This is a genomic window from Mesoflavibacter sp. CH_XMU1404-2 (assembly GCF_037029465.1).
In the GTDB taxonomy this organism is placed as follows: Bacteria; Bacteroidota; Bacteroidia; order Flavobacteriales; family Flavobacteriaceae; genus Mesoflavibacter.
Genome location: NZ_JAYMEM010000001.1, coordinates 182,973 through 200,526, shown reverse-complemented (window position 1 = coordinate 200,526; position 17,554 = coordinate 182,973). Strand labels below are relative to the sequence as shown.

16 protein-coding genes are annotated in these 17,554 nt (G+C 33.2%); 5 read left to right on the top strand and 11 right to left on the bottom strand.

Features of this window, described 5'->3' with window-relative positions:
• Window positions 1-7: 7 nt before the first annotated feature.
• From WA327_RS00975 to WA327_RS00965, 3 genes are all read right to left on the bottom strand, one after another.
• Entirely contained in the window at window positions 8-1,036 is a 1,029-nt protein-coding gene (locus WA327_RS00975) for a rod shape-determining protein (RefSeq protein ID WP_336065413.1), read from the bottom strand.
• A 226-nt stretch (window positions 1,037-1,262) separates the two neighbouring features.
• The gene (gene purH / locus WA327_RS00970) at window positions 1,263-2,792 is read right to left on the bottom strand and encodes a bifunctional phosphoribosylaminoimidazolecarboxamide formyltransferase/IMP cyclohydrolase (RefSeq protein ID WP_336065412.1); all 1,530 of its coding nucleotides are present in this window, start codon (window positions 2,790-2,792) and stop codon (window positions 1,263-1,265) included.
• A 124-nt stretch (window positions 2,793-2,916) separates the two neighbouring features.
• A complete protein-coding gene (locus WA327_RS00965) occupies window positions 2,917-3,372 on the bottom strand; it encodes a GAF domain-containing protein (RefSeq protein ID WP_336065411.1) in 456 nt (151 codons plus the stop codon).
• 80 nt (window positions 3,373-3,452) lie between these two features.
• On the opposite strand from WA327_RS00965, the gene xrtF reads away from it, so the two are divergent.
• The gene (xrtF, locus tag WA327_RS00960) at window positions 3,453-4,004 is read left to right on the top strand and encodes an exosortase family protein XrtF (protein WP_336065410.1); all 552 of its coding nucleotides are present in this window, start codon (window positions 3,453-3,455) and stop codon (window positions 4,002-4,004) included.
• Window positions 3,997-4,425, top strand: a complete 429-nt coding sequence (locus WA327_RS00955) for an exosortase F system-associated membrane protein (RefSeq protein ID WP_336065409.1) — start codon at window positions 3,997-3,999, stop codon at window positions 4,423-4,425. The genes xrtF and WA327_RS00955 overlap by 8 nt, the downstream gene beginning before the upstream one ends.
• Before the next feature lie 54 nt (window positions 4,426-4,479).
• Here the strand turns inward: WA327_RS00955 and groL are convergent, their stop codons facing one another.
• The 8 genes from groL to miaB form a co-directional block, all read right to left on the bottom strand.
• Window positions 4,480-6,117 (bottom strand): chaperonin GroEL, encoded by a 1,638-nt coding sequence (gene groL / locus WA327_RS00950; protein WP_336065408.1) that lies wholly within the window; start codon window positions 6,115-6,117, stop codon window positions 4,480-4,482.
• Window positions 6,118-6,191: 74 nt separating this feature from the next.
• Window positions 6,192-6,470 (bottom strand): co-chaperone GroES, encoded by a 279-nt coding sequence (groES, locus tag WA327_RS00945; RefSeq protein ID WP_336065407.1) that lies wholly within the window; start codon window positions 6,468-6,470, stop codon window positions 6,192-6,194.
• A 142-nt stretch (window positions 6,471-6,612) separates the two neighbouring features.
• Window positions 6,613-6,966 (bottom strand): preprotein translocase subunit SecG, encoded by a 354-nt coding sequence (gene secG / locus WA327_RS00940; protein ID WP_336065406.1) that lies wholly within the window; start codon window positions 6,964-6,966, stop codon window positions 6,613-6,615.
• Between the two features lie 12 nt (window positions 6,967-6,978).
• Window positions 6,979-7,884: a hypothetical protein gene (locus WA327_RS00935; protein WP_336065405.1), complete on the bottom strand. Its 906-nt coding sequence runs from the start codon at window positions 7,882-7,884 to the stop codon at window positions 6,979-6,981.
• A 9-nt stretch (window positions 7,885-7,893) separates the two neighbouring features.
• Window positions 7,894-8,394, bottom strand: a complete 501-nt coding sequence (locus WA327_RS00930) for an LptE family protein (protein WP_336065404.1) — start codon at window positions 8,392-8,394, stop codon at window positions 7,894-7,896.
• 29 nt (window positions 8,395-8,423) lie between these two features.
• Window positions 8,424-9,683, bottom strand: a complete 1,260-nt coding sequence (locus WA327_RS00925) for a sigma-54 dependent transcriptional regulator (protein WP_336065403.1) — start codon at window positions 9,681-9,683, stop codon at window positions 8,424-8,426.
• Between the two features lie 25 nt (window positions 9,684-9,708).
• Window positions 9,709-10,677, bottom strand: a complete 969-nt coding sequence (locus tag WA327_RS00920; protein WP_336065402.1) for a hypothetical protein — start codon at window positions 10,675-10,677, stop codon at window positions 9,709-9,711.
• A gap of 10 nt (window positions 10,678-10,687) precedes the next feature.
• A complete protein-coding gene (gene miaB / locus WA327_RS00915; protein WP_336065400.1) occupies window positions 10,688-12,133 on the bottom strand; it encodes a tRNA (N6-isopentenyl adenosine(37)-C2)-methylthiotransferase MiaB in 1,446 nt (481 codons plus the stop codon).
• Window positions 12,134-12,288: 155 nt separating this feature from the next.
• Between miaB and topA the strand changes: the two genes are divergently transcribed.
• From topA to gldK, 3 genes are all read left to right on the top strand, one after another.
• A complete protein-coding gene (topA, locus tag WA327_RS00910) occupies window positions 12,289-14,793 on the top strand; it encodes a type I DNA topoisomerase (RefSeq protein ID WP_336065399.1) in 2,505 nt (834 codons plus the stop codon).
• A gap of 6 nt (window positions 14,794-14,799) precedes the next feature.
• Window positions 14,800-15,966, top strand: coding sequence for a formimidoylglutamase (locus tag WA327_RS00905; protein WP_336065396.1), 1,167 nt, complete (start codon window positions 14,800-14,802; stop codon window positions 15,964-15,966).
• Window positions 15,967-16,128: 162 nt separating this feature from the next.
• Window positions 16,129-17,496 carry a gliding motility lipoprotein GldK gene (gldK, locus tag WA327_RS00900; RefSeq protein WP_304141836.1) on the top strand — a complete coding sequence of 456 codons (1,368 nt, stop codon included), beginning with the start codon at window positions 16,129-16,131 and terminating at the stop codon, window positions 17,494-17,496.
• The last annotated feature ends 58 nt before the right edge of the window (window positions 17,497-17,554 follow it).

The window sequence follows — 17,554 nt, the reverse complement described above, 5'->3', positions numbered from 1 at the left end:
TTTTATCCTACTTGATCAATACGCCTTTAAATCTGCTTATGTTTTTTAGCGTAATGCCTGTTCCTCTAACTACAGCACGTAATGGGTCTTCTGCAATGTAAACAGGTAAATCTGTTTTTTGAGAAAGACGCTTGTCTAAACCACGTAACATAGATCCTCCACCAGCTAAGTAAATACCAGTATTGTAAATATCGGCTGCTAATTCTGGAGGCGTTTGTGATAATGTTTCCATTACCGCATCTTCAATACGCAAAATAGACTTGTCTAATGCCTTAGCTATTTCTCTATACGAAATTTGTACCTGTTTTGGTTTACCTGTTAACAAATCTCTACCTTGAACACTCATGTCTTCTGGTGGTAAATCTAAATCTTCGGTAGCAGCACCAATTTGAATTTTAATTTTTTCAGCAGTACGCTCTCCAACATAAAGGTTGTGTTGTGTACGCATGTAGTATATAATATCGTTTGTAAAAACGTCTCCTGCAATTTTTACAGATTTATCACAAACAATACCACCAAGCGCAATAACCGCAATTTCTGTTGTTCCTCCACCTATGTCAACAATCATGTTTCCTTTAGGTTGCATAATATCTACACCAATACCAATTGCTGCAGCCATAGGCTCATGGATTAGGTAAACTTCTTTACCGTTAACACGTTCTGCACTTTCTTTTACGGCACGCATTTCAACTTCTGTAATTCCTGAAGGAATACAAATAACCATTGTTAAAGCTGGTGTAAATAGCTTTTTCTTTAACGCAGGTATGTTTTTAATAAACATACTAATCATTTGCTCAGACGCATCAAAATCTGCAATTACACCATCTTTTAGAGGTCTAATAGTTTTAATGTTTTCATGCGTTTTACCTTGCATCATGTTAGCTTCTTGACCAACAGCAATGATTTTTCCAGAAACTCTATCTCTGGCAACTATGGAAGGTGCATCAACCACAACCTTATCGTTATGAATAATAAGTGTGTTTGCTGTCCCTAAATCTATTGCGATTTCTTCAGTTAAAAAGTCAAAAAAACCCATGCGCTACGTGTAATTATTTGCTATTAGTATATAATGGTGTAAAAGTAAGAAAAATGCTGAAATTATTATGAATTTAATAATTTACTTACTACTTAATTTTATTAAGATATAAATTCCTTTTCAAGTAACAGATTTTTTTATGTTTTATTTTATTGAAGTTGAAATTATTTGCATAAAAAAAGCTTCAGTGTTTAACTGAAGCTTTTTGAATATATTTTAAATGAAATTAGTGTTTAAAATGACGTGTCCCAGTCATTACCATTGAAATATTATTATCGTTACAATAATCAATGCTTAATTGATCTTTTATAGATCCACCAGGTTGAATAACACTTGTTATACCAGCGTTTCCTGCAATTTCTACACAGTCAGGAAATGGGAAAAATGCATCACTAGCCATTACGCTTCCTTTTAAATCAAAATTGAAAGACGTTGCTTTATGAATGGCTTGATTTAAAGCATCTACACGACTAGTTTGACCTGTTCCGCTAGCACAAAGTTGCTTGTCTTTTACTAAAACAATAGTGTTAGATTTTGTGTGTTTACAAATCTTTGAAGCGAAGATTAAATCTTCAATTTCTGCATCTGTTGGTTTTGTGTTTGTTGCATAAGTAAAATCTTCTACAACATCTGTTTTATTGTCTTTATCTTGAACTAAAACACCGTTTAAACATGTTCTTACAGTCTTAGCAGATAATCCTGTGTCTTTTAAAATTAAAAGAATACGGTTTTTCTTTCCTTTTAAAATCTCTAATGCTTCATCTGAAAATGAAGGTGCAATTACAACTTCACAGAACAAATTATGAATATCAGCAGCAGTGTCTGCATCAATTTCAACATTAGAAATTAAAATACCTCCAAAAGCAGAAACAGGATCTCCTGCTAACGCATCTGCGTAAGCTTGTTTTATAGTGCTACGTTGTGCAAAACCACAAGCATTATTATGTTTTAAAATGGCAAAAGTTGGAGCTTCGCCTTTAAATTCGTTAATTAAATTTACAGCAGCATCTACGTCTAAAAGGTTATTATAACTTAATTCTTTACCGTGTAATTTTGTAAACATAGCATCAAAATCACCAAAGAAGAAACCTTCTTGATGCGGGTTTTCACCATATCTTAAAACTTGACCTTTTGTTTCGCTTAATTTGTAAGCCGGAATATTTTCAGTGGTATTGAAATAATTGAAGATTGCCGAGTCGTAATGCGATGATACATTAAAAGCTTTTGCAGCAAAACGTTTGCGATCGTCTTCACTTAAATTTCCTTTTTTATCTGTAATTAGCTCTAAAAATTCAGCATAATCATCTACAGAAGATACGCAAATAACATCTGCATAATTTTTAGCAGCAGCACGTATCAATGAAATTCCTCCAATATCAATTTTTTCAATAATATCTTGGTTTGTTGCGCCAGAAGCTACTGTTTTTTCAAACGGATAAAGGTCTACGATTACAACATCTATTTGTGGTATTTCAAAGTCTTTCATTTCTTTAACATCGCCATCATGGTTTTGACGATTTAAAATACCACCAAATACTTTTGGGTGTAATGTTTTAACGCGACCACCTAAAATAGAAGGATAAGATGTTACATCTTCTACAGGAATGACGTTAATACCTAAATCTTTAATGAATTTTTCTGTACCACCAGTAGAGTAGATGGTTACACCTTGTTTATCAAGTTCTTTAACAATTGGCTCTAAACCGTCTTTGCTAAATACTGAAATTAATGCAGATTTAATTGTTTTGTTGCTCATTATAGTTGTGTTAATAAGCTGTCAAATGTAATGAATTTCACGATTTTATCAAGGTGAAATTAGCTTGTTTTTTCAACTAAATAAAGCAAGTTGTTAACAGAAATTACTGCTATTAATTTTGTTTTTAAAGAATTACAGCCACTTGCTCGCAAACAAACTCTAAAAAGCGCTCATCAGCTTCTGTAAAAGGATCTGGTGTGTTAGAGTCGATGTCTATTTGACCAATATTTTCACCATTAATAAAAATAGGAATTACAATTTCAGCTTTTACGGTGATGCTACATGCAATATAATTGTCTTGAGCAGACACATCTGGCACGACAAAATTTTTGTTGCTTACCGCTACTTGACCACAAATACCTTTGCCAAAAGGAATGATTGTGTGATCTGTAGGCGCACCAACATAAGGGCCTAATTTAAGCTCGTTTTTATCACCATTTTTAAAGTAAAATCCAACCCAATTATAATATTCTATATTGGTTTCTAGAAGTTTACAGATGTCTAAAAGTTTTTCGTCTTTAGATAAAGAAGAATTTGTAATAATAGCTTCAACTTGAGGTTTTAGTGTCTCAAAATTCATTTTCATAAAATTTTTGGTAAAAGTATTTAAAAAGACGTAATTTCAACCTTTATAAAATCAATTTTTTTCTATTTCATCATTTGAAATCTTTATTAAAACAATATAAGCCTGTTATTAAATTTATAGCCACTTTTTTATTGGTTTATGGTGTGTTAAGCTTGGCGTATAGTTATTATTTAGATGTATCAAAAGGTACTGTTTATTATCCCGATTATGTGACCAATTTGGTAGCAAATCAATCTGAAATTTTATTAGATAGTTTTGGTTACGATAGTCAAGTTTTACCGCATCCTGATGAGCCTTCAATGAAACTTTTAGTTAATGGGAAGTATGTGGCTAGAGTGATAGAAGGTTGTAACGGAACAAGCGTTATTATTTTGTTTATTGCTTTTGTTGTGGCTTTTGCAGGTCGAGCAAAAACTACCTTTTTTTATATTTTGTCTGGCAGTGTTTTGATTTATACGGTCAATCTTTTTAGGATAGTAATTTTAGCTATTGGGTTGTATCATTATCCTTGGCGAAAAGAAATTTTACACTCTGTAGTTTTTCCTGGAATGATTTACGGAATGGTGTTTTTACTTTGGATGTTTTGGGTGAATCGTTTTTCTAAAATCAAAAAGACAAATGGGTAAATTCACTAAATATATATGGATAGGTTTGCTGTTTTGCTTATTAGCTTTAGTGCGATTTTTTGAAAACGAATTGTTTTATGACCCATATTTAGTGTTTTTTCAAAATGACTATTTGTATTTAGACTCGCCAAGACGCGAAGTTGCAAAATTGGTAGCTTCTACAACATTACGATATGTGATTAATACCGTTATTTCATTAGGTGTTTTATACCTGTTTTTTAAAGATAAAAGTGTTGTGAAGTTTTCGGTGATAGTTTATGCGATTTCGTATGTTATTTTAATTGCACTTTTCTTGTATTTTATGTTGAATCCAAAACAAGAAGATTACTACGTGTTTTTTAATATTAGACGCTTTTTAATTCAACCTTTAATATTGTTATTGTTATTACCTGCTTATTATTATCAACGGTTGAAAGTATAAAAAAACCACTTCAATTTAGAAGTGGCTTTTTTTAGTATTATTTACATGATGTTATTACATCATTCCTGGCATACCTCCGCCCATTCCGCCTGGCATTCCTCCAGATGGATTTTCTTCTTTAATGTCTACTAAAGCACATTCGGTAGTTAAGATCATTCCAGAAACAGATGCTGCGTTTTCCAATGCTACACGAGTTACTTTTTTAGGATCTATAATACCTGCTTTAAGCATGTCTACATAAGCTTCAGATTTTGCATCGTAACCAAAGTCTTTTTTACCTTCAATGACTTTTGCTACAACAACACTACCTTCTCCGCCAGCGTTTTCAACAATAGTTCTTAAAGGTGCTTCGATAGCTCTAGCTACAATTTGAATACCAGTAGTTTCGTCTAAATTATCTGTCGTAATTTTTTCTAAAACAGATTTTGCCCTAACTAAAGCAACACCTCCACCAGCAACAATACCTTCTTCTACAGCTGCACGAGTTGCATGTAAAGCATCATCTACACGGTCTTTCTTTTCTTTCATTTCTACTTCACTAGCAGCACCAACATAAAGTACAGCAACACCACCAGCTAATTTAGCTAAACGTTCTTGTAGTTTTTCTTTATCATAGTCGCTAGTTGTTGTTTCAATCTGTGCTTTTATTTGGTTAACTCTGTTTTTGATTAAGTCTTTATCTCCAGAACCATTTACAATAGTTGTATTGTCTTTGTCAATTGTAACACGTTCTGCAGTACCTAACATGTCTAAAGTTGTGTTTTCTAGAGTGTAACCTCTTTCTTCACTTACAACAGTACCACCAGTTAAGATTGCGATGTCTTCTAGCATAGCTTTACGACGATCTCCAAATCCTGGTGCTTTTACAGCAGCAATTTTTAAAGAACCACGTAATTTATTAACAACTAAAGTTGCTAAAGCTTCACCATCTACATCTTCAGCAATGATTAATAAAGGTTTACCAGACTGAGCAACAGGCTCTAATACTGGTAATAAATCCTTCATTGTAGATACTTTTTTATCGTATAATAAGATGTAAGGATTCTCTAAATCGGTAATCATTTTTTCGCTATCTGTAACGAAGTAAGGTGATAAATAACCTCTGTCAAATTGCATACCTTCTACAACGTCTACGTAAGTATCTGTTCCTTTAGCTTCTTCTACAGTAATTACACCTTCTTTACCTACTTTACTAAAAGCTTTTGCAATTAAATCTCCGATAACATCATCGTTATTTGCAGAGATTGAAGCTACTTGCTTAATTTTTTCTGAAGAATCTCCAACTTCTTTAGCTTGCTTACCTAAATCGGTTACAATAGCTTCTACAGCTTTATCGATACCGCGTTTTAAGTCCATTGGGTTGGCTCCAGCTGCTACGTTTTTTAATCCTTCTTTTACAATTGCTTGTGCTAAAACGGTAGCGGTAGTTGTACCATCACCAGCAAGATCGTTGGTTTTTGAAGCAACTTCTTTTACCATTTGTGCGCCCATATTTTCTAGAGCGTCTTCTAATTCTACTTCTTTAGCAACACTAACACCGTCTTTAGTTACTACTGGTGCGCCAAAAGAACGACTGATGGTTACATTTCTACCTTTTGGTCCTAATGTTACTTTTACTGCATTTGCTAAAGCGTCTACACCACGTTTTAATCCGTCGCGAGCTTCAATATCAAATTTTATATCTTTTGCCATTTTTATTTAATTTAATGTTTTTGGAATTGTTAATAGTGAATGTTCTAATCCTTAATTTTTGGTTTAGAATACTCTTAAATAATTGCCATGATGTCGTCTTCACGCATCATTAAATAGTCCTTACCATCTAATTTGATTTCAGAACCAGAGTATTTACCGTAAAGTACAGTATCACCAACTTTAACGGTTAAAGGTTCGTCTTTTTTACCGTTTCCAACTGCAACTACAGTTCCTTTGTGTTGCTTTTCTTGTGCTGTATCTGGAATGTATAAACCAGACGCTGTTTGTGTTTCGGCAGGAAGCGGTTCTACAAGAACACGATCTGCAAGTGGTTTAATGTTTAGTTTACTCATTGTATATTTTTTTAGATTATTAAGTTTGATGTTTAGCTTTAAGCCAAAAATGTGCCAATGACATAGGACTGACAAACTTGCAGAAAACAAAAAATGCCAACTGTTTAAGTTGGCATTTTTAATGTAAATTTTATATTGTTAACTACTCACTAAAAGTAGAATCTACTGGAGTAGAAGTGTTATCTGTTGCAGGAGTTTCTGTTGGAGCAGGTAACTCGATGTTGTCATTTTCTAAGATTTTAGAATCTGAAGTTACACCTTGTCTTGGTATTGCTAAACTAGATGTTAAGATTAACACTAATAATGCAACTGCTAACGTCCAAGTACTTTTGTCTAAAAAGTCTGTCGTTTTCTTAACACCACCTAATTGTTGGTTGCTTCCTCCACCAAAAGTAGAAGATAATCCGCCACCTTTTGGATTTTGTACCATAATTACAACTACTAAAAAGAAAGCTACTGCTATGATTAGTATTAAGAAGATTAAAAATGTGTTCATTATATTATAATTTTATTCTTGTAATTGTTCTATTGCTTTAATTTGGTCTGCAAAGAAACCACTTTTTTCTGGATATTTCAAACTTAAAATTTTATAAGATTGAATTGCCTTCTTATAATTTTTTTGTTCGACGTAAATTCTTGCCAAAGTTTCGGTCATTAACGCTTCTGGTTGTATCATGCGTTCTTTGGCTAAGTTTTGTTTTTTGCCGCTAGTTTTAGCCGGTTCAAGCTTAGGATTGTTAGCTATAAACTTGTCTATTAACTCAAACTTTTTGTCTCTATCAATTTCTGAAACATCATCAATTTTTTCTTCTTTTTTAGAGTTGTTTTCATTTCTCTCAATAGGAGTAAAAGTTGTTAATTTAAGCCATTCGTTAAAACTATGGGTTTCGGTTTTATCAAAATCTAAGGGTTTACCAATATTTAAAACCTTTTCTGGAGTTTCATCCTTTGGGTCTTCAGTTTCAACTTCATCTTTATTGAAACTTGCTATTTCTTTAATTTCAATTTTAGGTTGAAATAAATCTGGATTAATAATTTCTTTTGTGGCTTTTATATGAGTTTCTAAATCATCATCAAAAGTCACGCTTTTGTTAACCGAAATATCTTCTACAGTGACATCTAAGTTGTTAATGTAAGCGGTGTTTTGTTTGATGTAATCTGAAATTTCGTTTTGATTAAAGCTTTCTGAAGTTATAAAATCAAACAAAATACTACGGTCTGTTGTGTATGCTGCAGTTATTTTTAATGCTTGGTTGTATTTAAAACTTTCTTTGTTTTTTAATCCTTTTAAATAGACAGCTCTTGCCGATTGAAAATAAGGAAATTCTTCTATAATACCACTTAACGCATCGGTTTGCTCGTTGCTAACGGTTTGCGGTTGTTGTAAGATTTGTATAAAGTCTTGAGTGGTCATAAAATTGTTTTACCAGTTAGCTAATGAGGCGTTAATAATGTCTTGTGTTAAACGCTGAAAAATTTCTTCAAAAGCTGTGTCTTTTGTAGCGCCGGATAATAGTTGGCTACCTGTATAATCATAGAAGAAAGAAAAACTTTTTTCAAAATTTTCTTCTTCGTTTAATCTATTTGTAAATCTAACATTAACGCCAATAGTTAAACGGTTTTGTGCTGCAGTACTGTTTGCTGTTGCTGTTGTTGGAGATATACGATATTGTGTAATTTCTCCTTCGTAAACTAAATCTCCGTTAGAATTTACTAAGCTAAGACTACTTAAGTTTTGAATTTGGTCTTGCAAAGCAATTGTAAAATCTCTGTCTAAACCTGGTTCTATAAGGTTAGCAGTATTCTGAAAGTAATTAACTTGAAAGGTTTCTGCGTTAGTTTCGATACCAGTAAACGAGTAGATGCCACAACCAAAAAAGAGTAGTGGTAAAATAGCAACTAATATATGTTTGTATAATTTCATTTTAATTTTTTTTGAAAGTAACGCTTTTTTTACAAATCGTATTGCTTAATCTTTCTATATAATGTACGTTCGCTTATGCCTAACTCTTCTGCTGCAAGTTTACGTTTACCGTTGTGACGCTCTAAAGATTTTTTGATTAACTCTAATTCTTTATCTTGAAGTGATAATGTTTCTTCTTCTTCAATTTCTTCTGCAAAATGATATTTGTCTTCTATGTTAGAAGTTGTGTTTTCTGAAGTTTCAGGAATTGATAAAATCTCTAAATCATGTACTTGTTCTTCAAACTCGGCATCGCTTTCATTCTCACCGTAGATTTTTTGTATCAAACCTTCGTTGTTTTTTTGTACGTCTTTGGCGTTTCCGTTTTTCATCAGTTCCATGGTAAGCTTCTTTAAATCATTTAAATCGGCTTTCATATCAAAAAGAACTTTGTATAAAATTTCGCGCTCGCTACTAAAGTCGCTTTCAGACTTTGTATTATTGACTACTGCAGGAAGGTTACTTGCTCCAGACGGTAAATATGTTTGTAAAGTTTGTGCGCTAATGGTACGATTTTGTTCTAGTACAGATATTTGTTCTGCAACATTACGTAGTTGTCTAATATTTCCGCTCCAGCGATATCTTAACAGCATATTTATAGCATCGTCTGTTAATTTAACGGTTGGCATTTTATATTTTAATGCGAAGTCACTAGCAAATTTTCTGAATAATATATGAATATCTTCCTGTCTATCTCTTAAGGGTGGTAAGTGAATATCTACAGTGCTTAAACGATAATATAAGTCTTCTCTAAACTTTTCTTTTTTAATCGCTTCAAACATGTTTACATTAGTAGCAGCAACGATACGTACATTGGTTTTTTGTACTTTACTGGAACCTACTTTAATAAACTCGCCATTTTCTAAAACACGTAATAAACGTACTTGTGTGGTAAGTGGTAACTCGCCAACTTCATCTAAAAAAATGGTCCCACCATCTGCGACTTCAAAATAACCACTACGGGTTTGTGTTGCTCCTGTAAACGCGCCTTTTTCGTGACCGAAAAGTTCGCTATCTATTGTGCCTTCTGGTATCGCGCCACAGTTAACTGCAATATATTTACCGTGTTTGCGATGTGATAATTGATGAATTATCTTAGGAATACTCTCTTTACCAACACCACTTTCTCCGGTGACTAGCACAGAAATATCTGTTGGCGCTACTTGTATAGCTTTTTCTATAGCGCGATTTAATCCAGCACTATTACCTATAATCCCGAAACGTTGTTTTATTGATTGAACTGATTCCATATAAAGAGGAATTTAAGCGATTGGTTTAGTTTAAATAATTAAAGTTTTCGTTTATCGAAATTGAAAGTTCTGGTCCGTAATTGTATGAAATCTCTCTAGATTGAATTCTGTTAGCAGCATTATACTGTAAATTGAAGTTGAAAGTCGATCCATCTACAGTAACACTATTCCAGTTTTTAGTCGAATGAAATTGAGCAATTAAACCACCAATTTCATCAGAATAATCATCTGCTAAAAAGTTAAGTAAATAGCTTTCATCATAAACCACTTTTAAAGGGTTTTCAAAATTATCGTAAGCGTAAGTAGCTGTATTATTGCTTTCTCCAGTAGTTGTGCTGCTTATAATGTTGCCTTCACTATTATAAGTTACTTCTTCTGCTAGTATAGAAGTACCACTATCAAAAGCTTCTTTTTTTACTAATTTGTCATTGCTGTTTAATGTAAACTCAATAGTGATTGAAGAGCCAACTTCGGTTCTTGTAATTACATTACCGCTGTATGTGTAATTATAGACGTGGCTTTCGTTGTAGCTTGGGTCTTCGTAATCGTAATAATTGTACTCTATTTGAGTAATGTTATTACCACTATAAGTAACAAAATATTCGTTGGTGTTTTGACCAGATTCATTTACGCTTATGTCACTAATTACTTGTCCGCTTGAGTTTCTTGTAATTGTTTGATTTTCGGTAACAAAAGGACTGTCATTAGCAGATAATTCAATAGAACTTGAAACGATCAAATCATTAGAAATATTAATATCGCTATTAGTAATTGTTGTAATAGGAAATCCAAAAAATGAAATTGATAAATCAATATCTAGCTCATAAACCGAAAGCGTTAAATCGTCACTATCACTATTATTGTTGCCGCCAGAGTTGCCGCCACCAGGATTGTTGTTTGGGTTTTCAAAACCAGATAAACCATTATCTATAGGTTCGTTTTCACAAGCAGTAAATAGGCTTAATGAAATTAATATTAAAAGTAATTTTTTCATAGTCAATTTATTAATTGTTTTTAGATAACCCAACAGCTTCACCTATTAGTGTTGCTTTAGTGCAATCTGTTACTTTTACATTTACAAAATCTCCAACATTATAATTTTCTTTAGGAAAAACAGCTACAATATTATGTTCTGTTCTACCTGACCAATGTTGGTTAGATTTTTTAGATTCTTTTTCGATTAAAACTTCTACAGTTGTGTTTAAAAACTGTTTGGTTCTAAAGGCGCTATGTTTTAGTTGAAGTTCAATAATTTCGGCAAGTCTTCTGCTTTTTACCTCTTCAGGTATATCATCTTCTAGTTTTCTTTCAGCAAGCGTACCTGGTCTTTCAGAATATGTAAACATATAACCAAAATTATATTTTACATACTCCATTAAACTTAGTGTATCTTGATGGTCTTCTTCAGTTTCTGTAGGAAAACCAGCAATCATGTCTTGGCTTATAGCACAATTTGGAATAATCCCTCTGATGTTATCTATTAAAGTGAAATACTCTTCACGTGTATGTAAACGATTCATCGCTTTTAAAATACGATCACTACCGCTTTGTACAGGCAAATGAATATGGTTACAAATATTATCATATTTAGCCATCGTTTTAATAACATCAAGATGCATATCTTGCGGATTAGACGTGCTAAAACGAATTCGCATTTTTGGTTGTGCTTTTGCACAAAGTTCTAAAAGTTTAGCAAAGTCTGTAGCAGTTGCTTTTTGCATATCGCTAGCTTTGTCAAAATCTTTTTTAAGTCCGCCGCCATACCAAAGATAACTGTCTACGTTTTGACCCAGTAAAGTAATCTCTTTGTAGCCTTTTGCCCATAAGTCGTTAACTTCTTCAATAATACTTTGCGGATCACGACTACGTTCTCTACCACGTGTAAAAGGTACGACGCAAAACGTACACATATTATCACAACCACGTGTAATACTTACAAAAGCAGTCACACCATTACTATTTAATCGGACTGGTGAAATATCTCCGTAAGTTTCTTCTTTAGATAAGATAACGTTAATTGCATCACGACCTTCGTCAACTTCTGCAATTAAATTAGGTAAATCTTTGTAAGCATCTGGACCAACAACAAGATCTACTATTTTTTCTTCTTCTAAAAATTTACTTTTTAAACGCTCTGCCATGCAGCCTAAAACACCAACTTTCATTTTAGGGTTGATGCGTTTTACAGCATTATATTTTTCAAGGCGTTTTCTAACTGTTTGTTCTGCTTTGTCACGTATAGAGCAGGTGTTAACCAATACTAAATCGGCTTCTTCTAGATGAGGTGTTGTGTTAAAGCCTTCATTTTGAAGGATTGAAGCAACAATTTCACTGTCGCTAAAATTCATAGAACAACCGTAACTCTCTATAAAAAGTTTCTTGCTATTTTCTGATTTAGAAGGTATAACTAATGTTTCGCCTTGTTTCTTTTCGTCTATTGTCTTTTCCATATATAATATTGAAATACTGCTACTCAATAAGCATGCAAAGGTACGATTAATTTAAAATTATGACAATCTGACAGCTAGTTAAATTTTGCTAAAAGTTATAAAATTAGGAAGATAAATTTTTTTTGATTTACCTTTGCACTCACAAAAATCAAAGAATGGCGAAGAATTTAGTAATAGTAGAGTCACCTGCAAAAGCAAAAACTATTGAAAAATTTCTAGGAAAAGATTTTAAAGTAGAATCTAGTTTTGGGCATATTGCAGACTTACCTTCAAAGGAATTAGGTGTTGATGTTGATGGCGATTTTGAGCCAAAATATCAAGTGTCTTCCGATAAAAAAGCGGTAGTAAAAAAATTAAAAGACTTAGCTAAAAAAGCCGAAACGGTTTGGTTAGCAAGTGATGAGGACCGCGAAGGAGAAGCTATTGCTTGGCATCTTGCTGAAACATTAGGTTTGGATAAAGAAAAAACCAAGCGTATTGTGTTTCATGAGATTACTAAATCTGCCATTATGAAAGCGGTTGAAAATCCGCGTAAAATAGATTACGATTTAGTAGATGCACAACAAGCAAGACGTGTTTTAGATAGAATTGTAGGTTACGAATTATCTCCAGTGTTATGGCGAAAAGTAAAAGGTGGTTTATCTGCTGGTCGTGTACAATCTGTTTCAGTACGTTTAATTGTAGAGCGTGAGCGAGAAATTCAAGAATTTCAACCTGAAGCATCTTATAGAATAGATGCCGAGTTTTCTAACGAGGAAGGACAATCTTTTAAAGCTAAATTGCCTAAAACTTTTTCGACTAAAGAAGAAGCTTTAGCCTTTTTAGAAAAAAATGCGACTGCTAATTTTAAAGTTGCTGACTTAACAAAAAAGCCAGCAAAAAAATCGCCTGCAGCACCATTTACGACATCTACATTACAGCAGGAAGCATCACGTAAATTATATTTTTCAGTAAGTAAAACCATGACTATGGCGCAACGTTTATACGAAGCCGGTTTGATTACTTACATGAGAACAGATAGTGTAAATTTATCTGACGAAGCAAGAAAAGGAGCAGAGAAAGAAATTGTAGATGCCTACGGTAAAGAATATAGTAAAGAAAGAAATTTTACAGGGAAAACTAAAGGTGCGCAAGAGGCTCACGAAGCGATACGACCTACAGATTTTTCAAGACATAGCGTTAATATTGATCGTGATCAAGCACGTTTATACGAATTGATTTGGAAGCGTGCAATTGCATCACAAATGAGTGAAGCGCAGCTAGAACGTACAAACGTTAAAATTGAGGCAGATACACATGACCAAACGTTTACAGCAAATGGAGAGGTAATTAAATTTGATGGTTTTCTTAAGGTGTACTTAGAAGGGACAGATGATGAAGATACAGAGCAAGACGGAATGTTGCCAGCAATGAAGGTAAACGAAACCTTATTAAATAAATATATTACCGCAACTCAACGTTATACACGTCCGCCTTACCGTTACACAGAAGCTTCGTTAGTTAAAAAGTTAGAAGAGTTAGGTATTGGTAGACCATCTACATATGCGCCAACAATTTCTACTATTCAAAATAGAAATTATATAGAAAAGGGAACGGTTGAAGGTGTAGAAAGAGAATACACGCAATTAACCTTAACAGAAGGAAAAGTTGAAGATAAAAAACTAACCGAAAAAGTTGGATCTGATAAAGGAAAATTAGTGCCAACAGATATTGGTATGATAGTTACCGACTTTCTGGTTAATCACTTTGAGAGTATCTTAGATTATAACTTTACAGCAAAAGTAGAAGACCAGTTTGATGATATAGCAGAAGGAAAAGAAGATTGGAAAAAGATGATGAAAACTTTTTACGATAAGTTTCATCCAGTAGTAGAAGATGTTCAAGAAAATGCAGATAGAGAATCAGGAGAGCGTATTCTTGGTGAAGATCCAAAAACAGGAAAACAAGTAAGTGTACGTTTAGGTAAATTTGGACCTATGGTACAAATGGGTACTGTAGATGACGAAGAAAAACCAACCTTTGCAAGCCTAGGACCAGATCAACAATTAAATACAATAACTTTTGAAGAGGCTATGGATTTATTCAAGCTTCCAAAAGAATTAGGTAAATATAAAGGAGAAGTTGTAGAGGTAAATAACGGACGTTACGGACCATATGTGAAATTTGGTAAAAAGTACATTTCTTTAGCAGCAGGACAAGACCCTTTAAACGTCGAACTTGATGAAGCGGTGGAGTTAATTAAAGAAAAAGAAAAAGCAGATGCTCCTATATATACCTATAAAGGTAAAGATGTAACTAAAGGAAAAGGACGTTTTGGACCATTTATAAAATGGGACGATATGTTTATAAACGTCAACAAAAAATACGATTGGGATAATTTAACTACAGAAGATATCGAAACACTTATTGATGAAAAAATTCAAAAAGAAATTGATAAAGTAGTACATAATTGGGAAGAAGAAGGAATACGTGTAGAAAAAGCACGTTGGGGCAGACACAATATCATTAAAGGTAAAACCAAAATAGAATTAGCAAAAACAGTAGATGCAGCTGCGCTAACTTTAGAAGAGGTAAAAGATCTGATAGAAAAGAATGCGCCAAAGAAAAAAGCAACAAAAAAGAAAACTACCAAGAAAAAAACATCAGCAAAAAAGAAATAATATATAATGAATTTTAACTTTCTTTCTCCGGTTCCAGATACTGTTTTAGCGCACAACCAATTACTAGCGCCTCTTAGTTTAGGAAGGAAAATTAAAATTCACTCAGAGCAAAACGGAATTCCTGATTTAGAAAACGTCAACATTGTAATACTTGGTGTTTTAGAAAACAGAAATGATGTTAATTATATAGGAGAAGATTTCAATTTAAATGAAATTAGAAAATCTCTATATTCACTCTTTCCTGGAAGTTGGTCTACAAATATTGCAGATTTAGGAGATATTCAAAAAGGCGAAAGTGTAGAAGATACTTACTTCGCACTACAAGAAACACTCTCAATACTTATTCAAAAAAGAATCATACCTATAATAATAGGAGGAAGTCAAGATTTAACATACGCAAATTATCGTGCTTATGATAGTTTGATGCCAATGGTTAATGTGGTTAATGTAGATCGTGCGTTTGATTTAGGAGATTCAGCTAAGCCAATTAAAAATAATAGCTTTTTAGGTAAAGTAATAATAGATCAGCCATACAATTTATTTAATTATGCTGCTATAGGCTATCAAACCTATTTTAATAGTCAAGAAGAAATTGACTTGATGGAGCGTCTGCATTTTGAATCCTATCGATTAGGAGAGGTTTCAAATGATATTACATTAGTAGAACCAGTGATGAGAGATGCTAACATAGTATCTGTAGACTTAGGAGTTTTAAAAGCTGCAGAAGTTAGCTTAAGACAAAAAGTGTCTCCAAATGGATTAGATGGCAAAGAAATATGCGCTGTTTCAAGGTATGCAGGAATAAGTAATAAAGTAAGTAGTTTTGGAATTTACGAATATAAACCTTCTACAGATGACGAAATAACGTCAATGCTAATCTCTCAAATGATTTGGTATTTTATTGAAGGAGTTAATTGCAGAGTGCAAGATGATAACTTTGCAGATGATAAAAGTCATCAAAAATTTATTACCTTAGCGGACTCTCATGAGTTAATCTTTTACAAAAGTGTTAAAACTGGGCGATGGTGGATAGAAATTCCATTTTTATCAAATGTTAATAATAAATTAAAAAAGCATACGTTATTACCATGCACGCATCAAGATTATTTAGATGCTTGTAATGATAAAATTCCAGACCGTTGGTTCAAGGCTTATTATAAGAATAGCGTTTAAATGAGTAAAAAATCGGATTAAGTGCAATTTTATACCGTTCAAATGTTAAATTTTAACGATAAAACGTGATATTTTTACAGTAAATAGTTGTTTTTTAAAAAATATATAAATATGTTTACGCTCTTAAAATTTTAAGAGTATAAAATTAACCTCGAGTTTTCTATGAATATGAAGAAGTTTGTATTATTAACAGCGGTTTTCGCACTATTAGCAAGTTGTGGATCTAAAGACCAAGGACAGCTAGTTGGTGTTAAAGGAAAAAAATGGCATCCAGAGAAGCCTTACGGTATGACTTTAATACCTGGTGGGGCTTTTATTATGGGTAAAGCCGATGATGATTTGGCAGGTATCCAAGATGCTCCTGCTAAAACTGTAACTGTTGCATCTTATTATATGGATGAAACAGAAATAACTAATAGTGAGTATCGCCAGTTTGTAGAATGGGTACGTGACTCGACTATCCGTACTAAATTAGCAATCTTAGCTGATGAGGTTGGTGCAACTCCAGGAGATGGAGGTATTGGTGATTTCGCTTTTAAAGACACAGAAGAAGGTGATATGACTCCGTACGAACAATATATGTATGTTAACTACAGTGGTTTAGGTGAAACTGGTTACGAAGGAAGAAAGCTTAATCACGATATAGATTTAATATTTGATACTGCAGAATATCCTGACGAATATTATGTTGAGGTTATGGATACTATGTACTTACCATTAGAAGAGTCTTACAACGGACAAAGAACTTGGGATGTAACTAAGTTTAAATTCCAATACTCTTACATGGATATTGCAAAAGCTGCAAAAAACAAAAACTTAAGACGTAAAGACGTAATAGTAAAAGAAGAAGTAGAAATTTATCCAGATACAACAGTTTGGATTAGAGACTTCGCTTACTCTTATAACGAGCCAATGCATAATGACTATTTCTGGCATGATGCTTACAGTGATTACCCTGTAGTTGGTGTGTCTTGGCAACAAGCTAAAGCGTTTTGTGAATGGAGAACGTTATGGCACAATCAAGCACGTAAAGAAAGAGGTAAACATTTTGTTAGTAGATATAGATTACCATCTGAAGCACAATGGGAATATGCAGCTAGAGGTGGTTTACAAGCAGCTACTTTTCCTTGGGGAGGACCTTATGCTAAAAACGATAGAGGTTGTTTTATGGCAAACTTCAAGCCTTTAAGAGGAGATTATGCAGCTGACCAGGCATTATACACAGTAGAAGCTGATGCTTATGAGCCAAATGACTTTAATTTATATAACATGGCTGGAAACGTATCAGAATGGGTAGATTCATCTTACGATCCAGGTTCTTATGAGTATGCATCAACAATTAATCCAAGTGTTAATGATCCAAACAACAAACGTAAAGTTGTTAGAGGTGGTTCTTGGAAAGATGTTGCTTACTTCTTACAAGTAAGTTCAAGAGATTACGAATATGCAGATTCTGCAAGAAGTTATATTGGTTTCAGAACTGTTCAGGATTATATGGGAACAGATGTAACAGCTAATGCAAGACAATAATAATTAAACAACTTAACTAAATTATAACAACCTACTACCACAGTAGAAAAAACTAAAA

Excerpts from the sequence above, each read along its gene's own strand:
- purH (WP_336065412.1), bottom strand. The coding sequence starts at position 2,792 with ATGAGCAACAAAACAATTAAATCTGCATTAATTTCAGTATTTAGCAAA.
- miaB (WP_336065400.1), bottom strand. The coding sequence starts at position 12,133 with ATGGAAAAGACAATAGACGAAAAGAAACAAGGCGAAACATTAGTTATA.
- groES (WP_336065407.1), bottom strand. The coding sequence starts at position 6,470 with ATGAGTAAACTAAACATTAAACCACTTGCAGATCGTGTTCTTGTAGAA.
- WA327_RS00920 (WP_336065402.1), bottom strand. The coding sequence starts at position 10,677 with ATGAAAAAATTACTTTTAATATTAATTTCATTAAGCCTATTTACTGCT.
- groL (WP_336065408.1), bottom strand. The coding sequence starts at position 6,117 with ATGGCAAAAGATATAAAATTTGATATTGAAGCTCGCGACGGATTAAAA.
- WA327_RS00975 (WP_336065413.1), bottom strand. The coding sequence starts at position 1,036 with ATGGGTTTTTTTGACTTTTTAACTGAAGAAATCGCAATAGATTTAGGG.
- WA327_RS00925 (WP_336065403.1), bottom strand. The coding sequence starts at position 9,683 with ATGGAATCAGTTCAATCAATAAAACAACGTTTCGGGATTATAGGTAAT.
- WA327_RS00930 (WP_336065404.1), bottom strand. The coding sequence starts at position 8,394 with ATGAAATTATACAAACATATATTAGTTGCTATTTTACCACTACTCTTT.
- secG (WP_336065406.1), bottom strand. The coding sequence starts at position 6,966 with ATGAACACATTTTTAATCTTCTTAATACTAATCATAGCAGTAGCTTTC.
- WA327_RS00935 (WP_336065405.1), bottom strand. The coding sequence starts at position 7,884 with ATGACCACTCAAGACTTTATACAAATCTTACAACAACCGCAAACCGTT.
- gldK (WP_304141836.1), top strand. The coding sequence starts at position 16,129 with ATGAATATGAAGAAGTTTGTATTATTAACAGCGGTTTTCGCACTATTA.
- WA327_RS00955 (WP_336065409.1), top strand. The coding sequence starts at position 3,997 with ATGGGTAAATTCACTAAATATATATGGATAGGTTTGCTGTTTTGCTTA.
- WA327_RS00965 (WP_336065411.1), bottom strand. The coding sequence starts at position 3,372 with ATGAATTTTGAGACACTAAAACCTCAAGTTGAAGCTATTATTACAAAT.
- WA327_RS00905 (WP_336065396.1), top strand. The coding sequence starts at position 14,800 with ATGAATTTTAACTTTCTTTCTCCGGTTCCAGATACTGTTTTAGCGCAC.
- topA (WP_336065399.1), top strand. The coding sequence starts at position 12,289 with ATGGCGAAGAATTTAGTAATAGTAGAGTCACCTGCAAAAGCAAAAACT.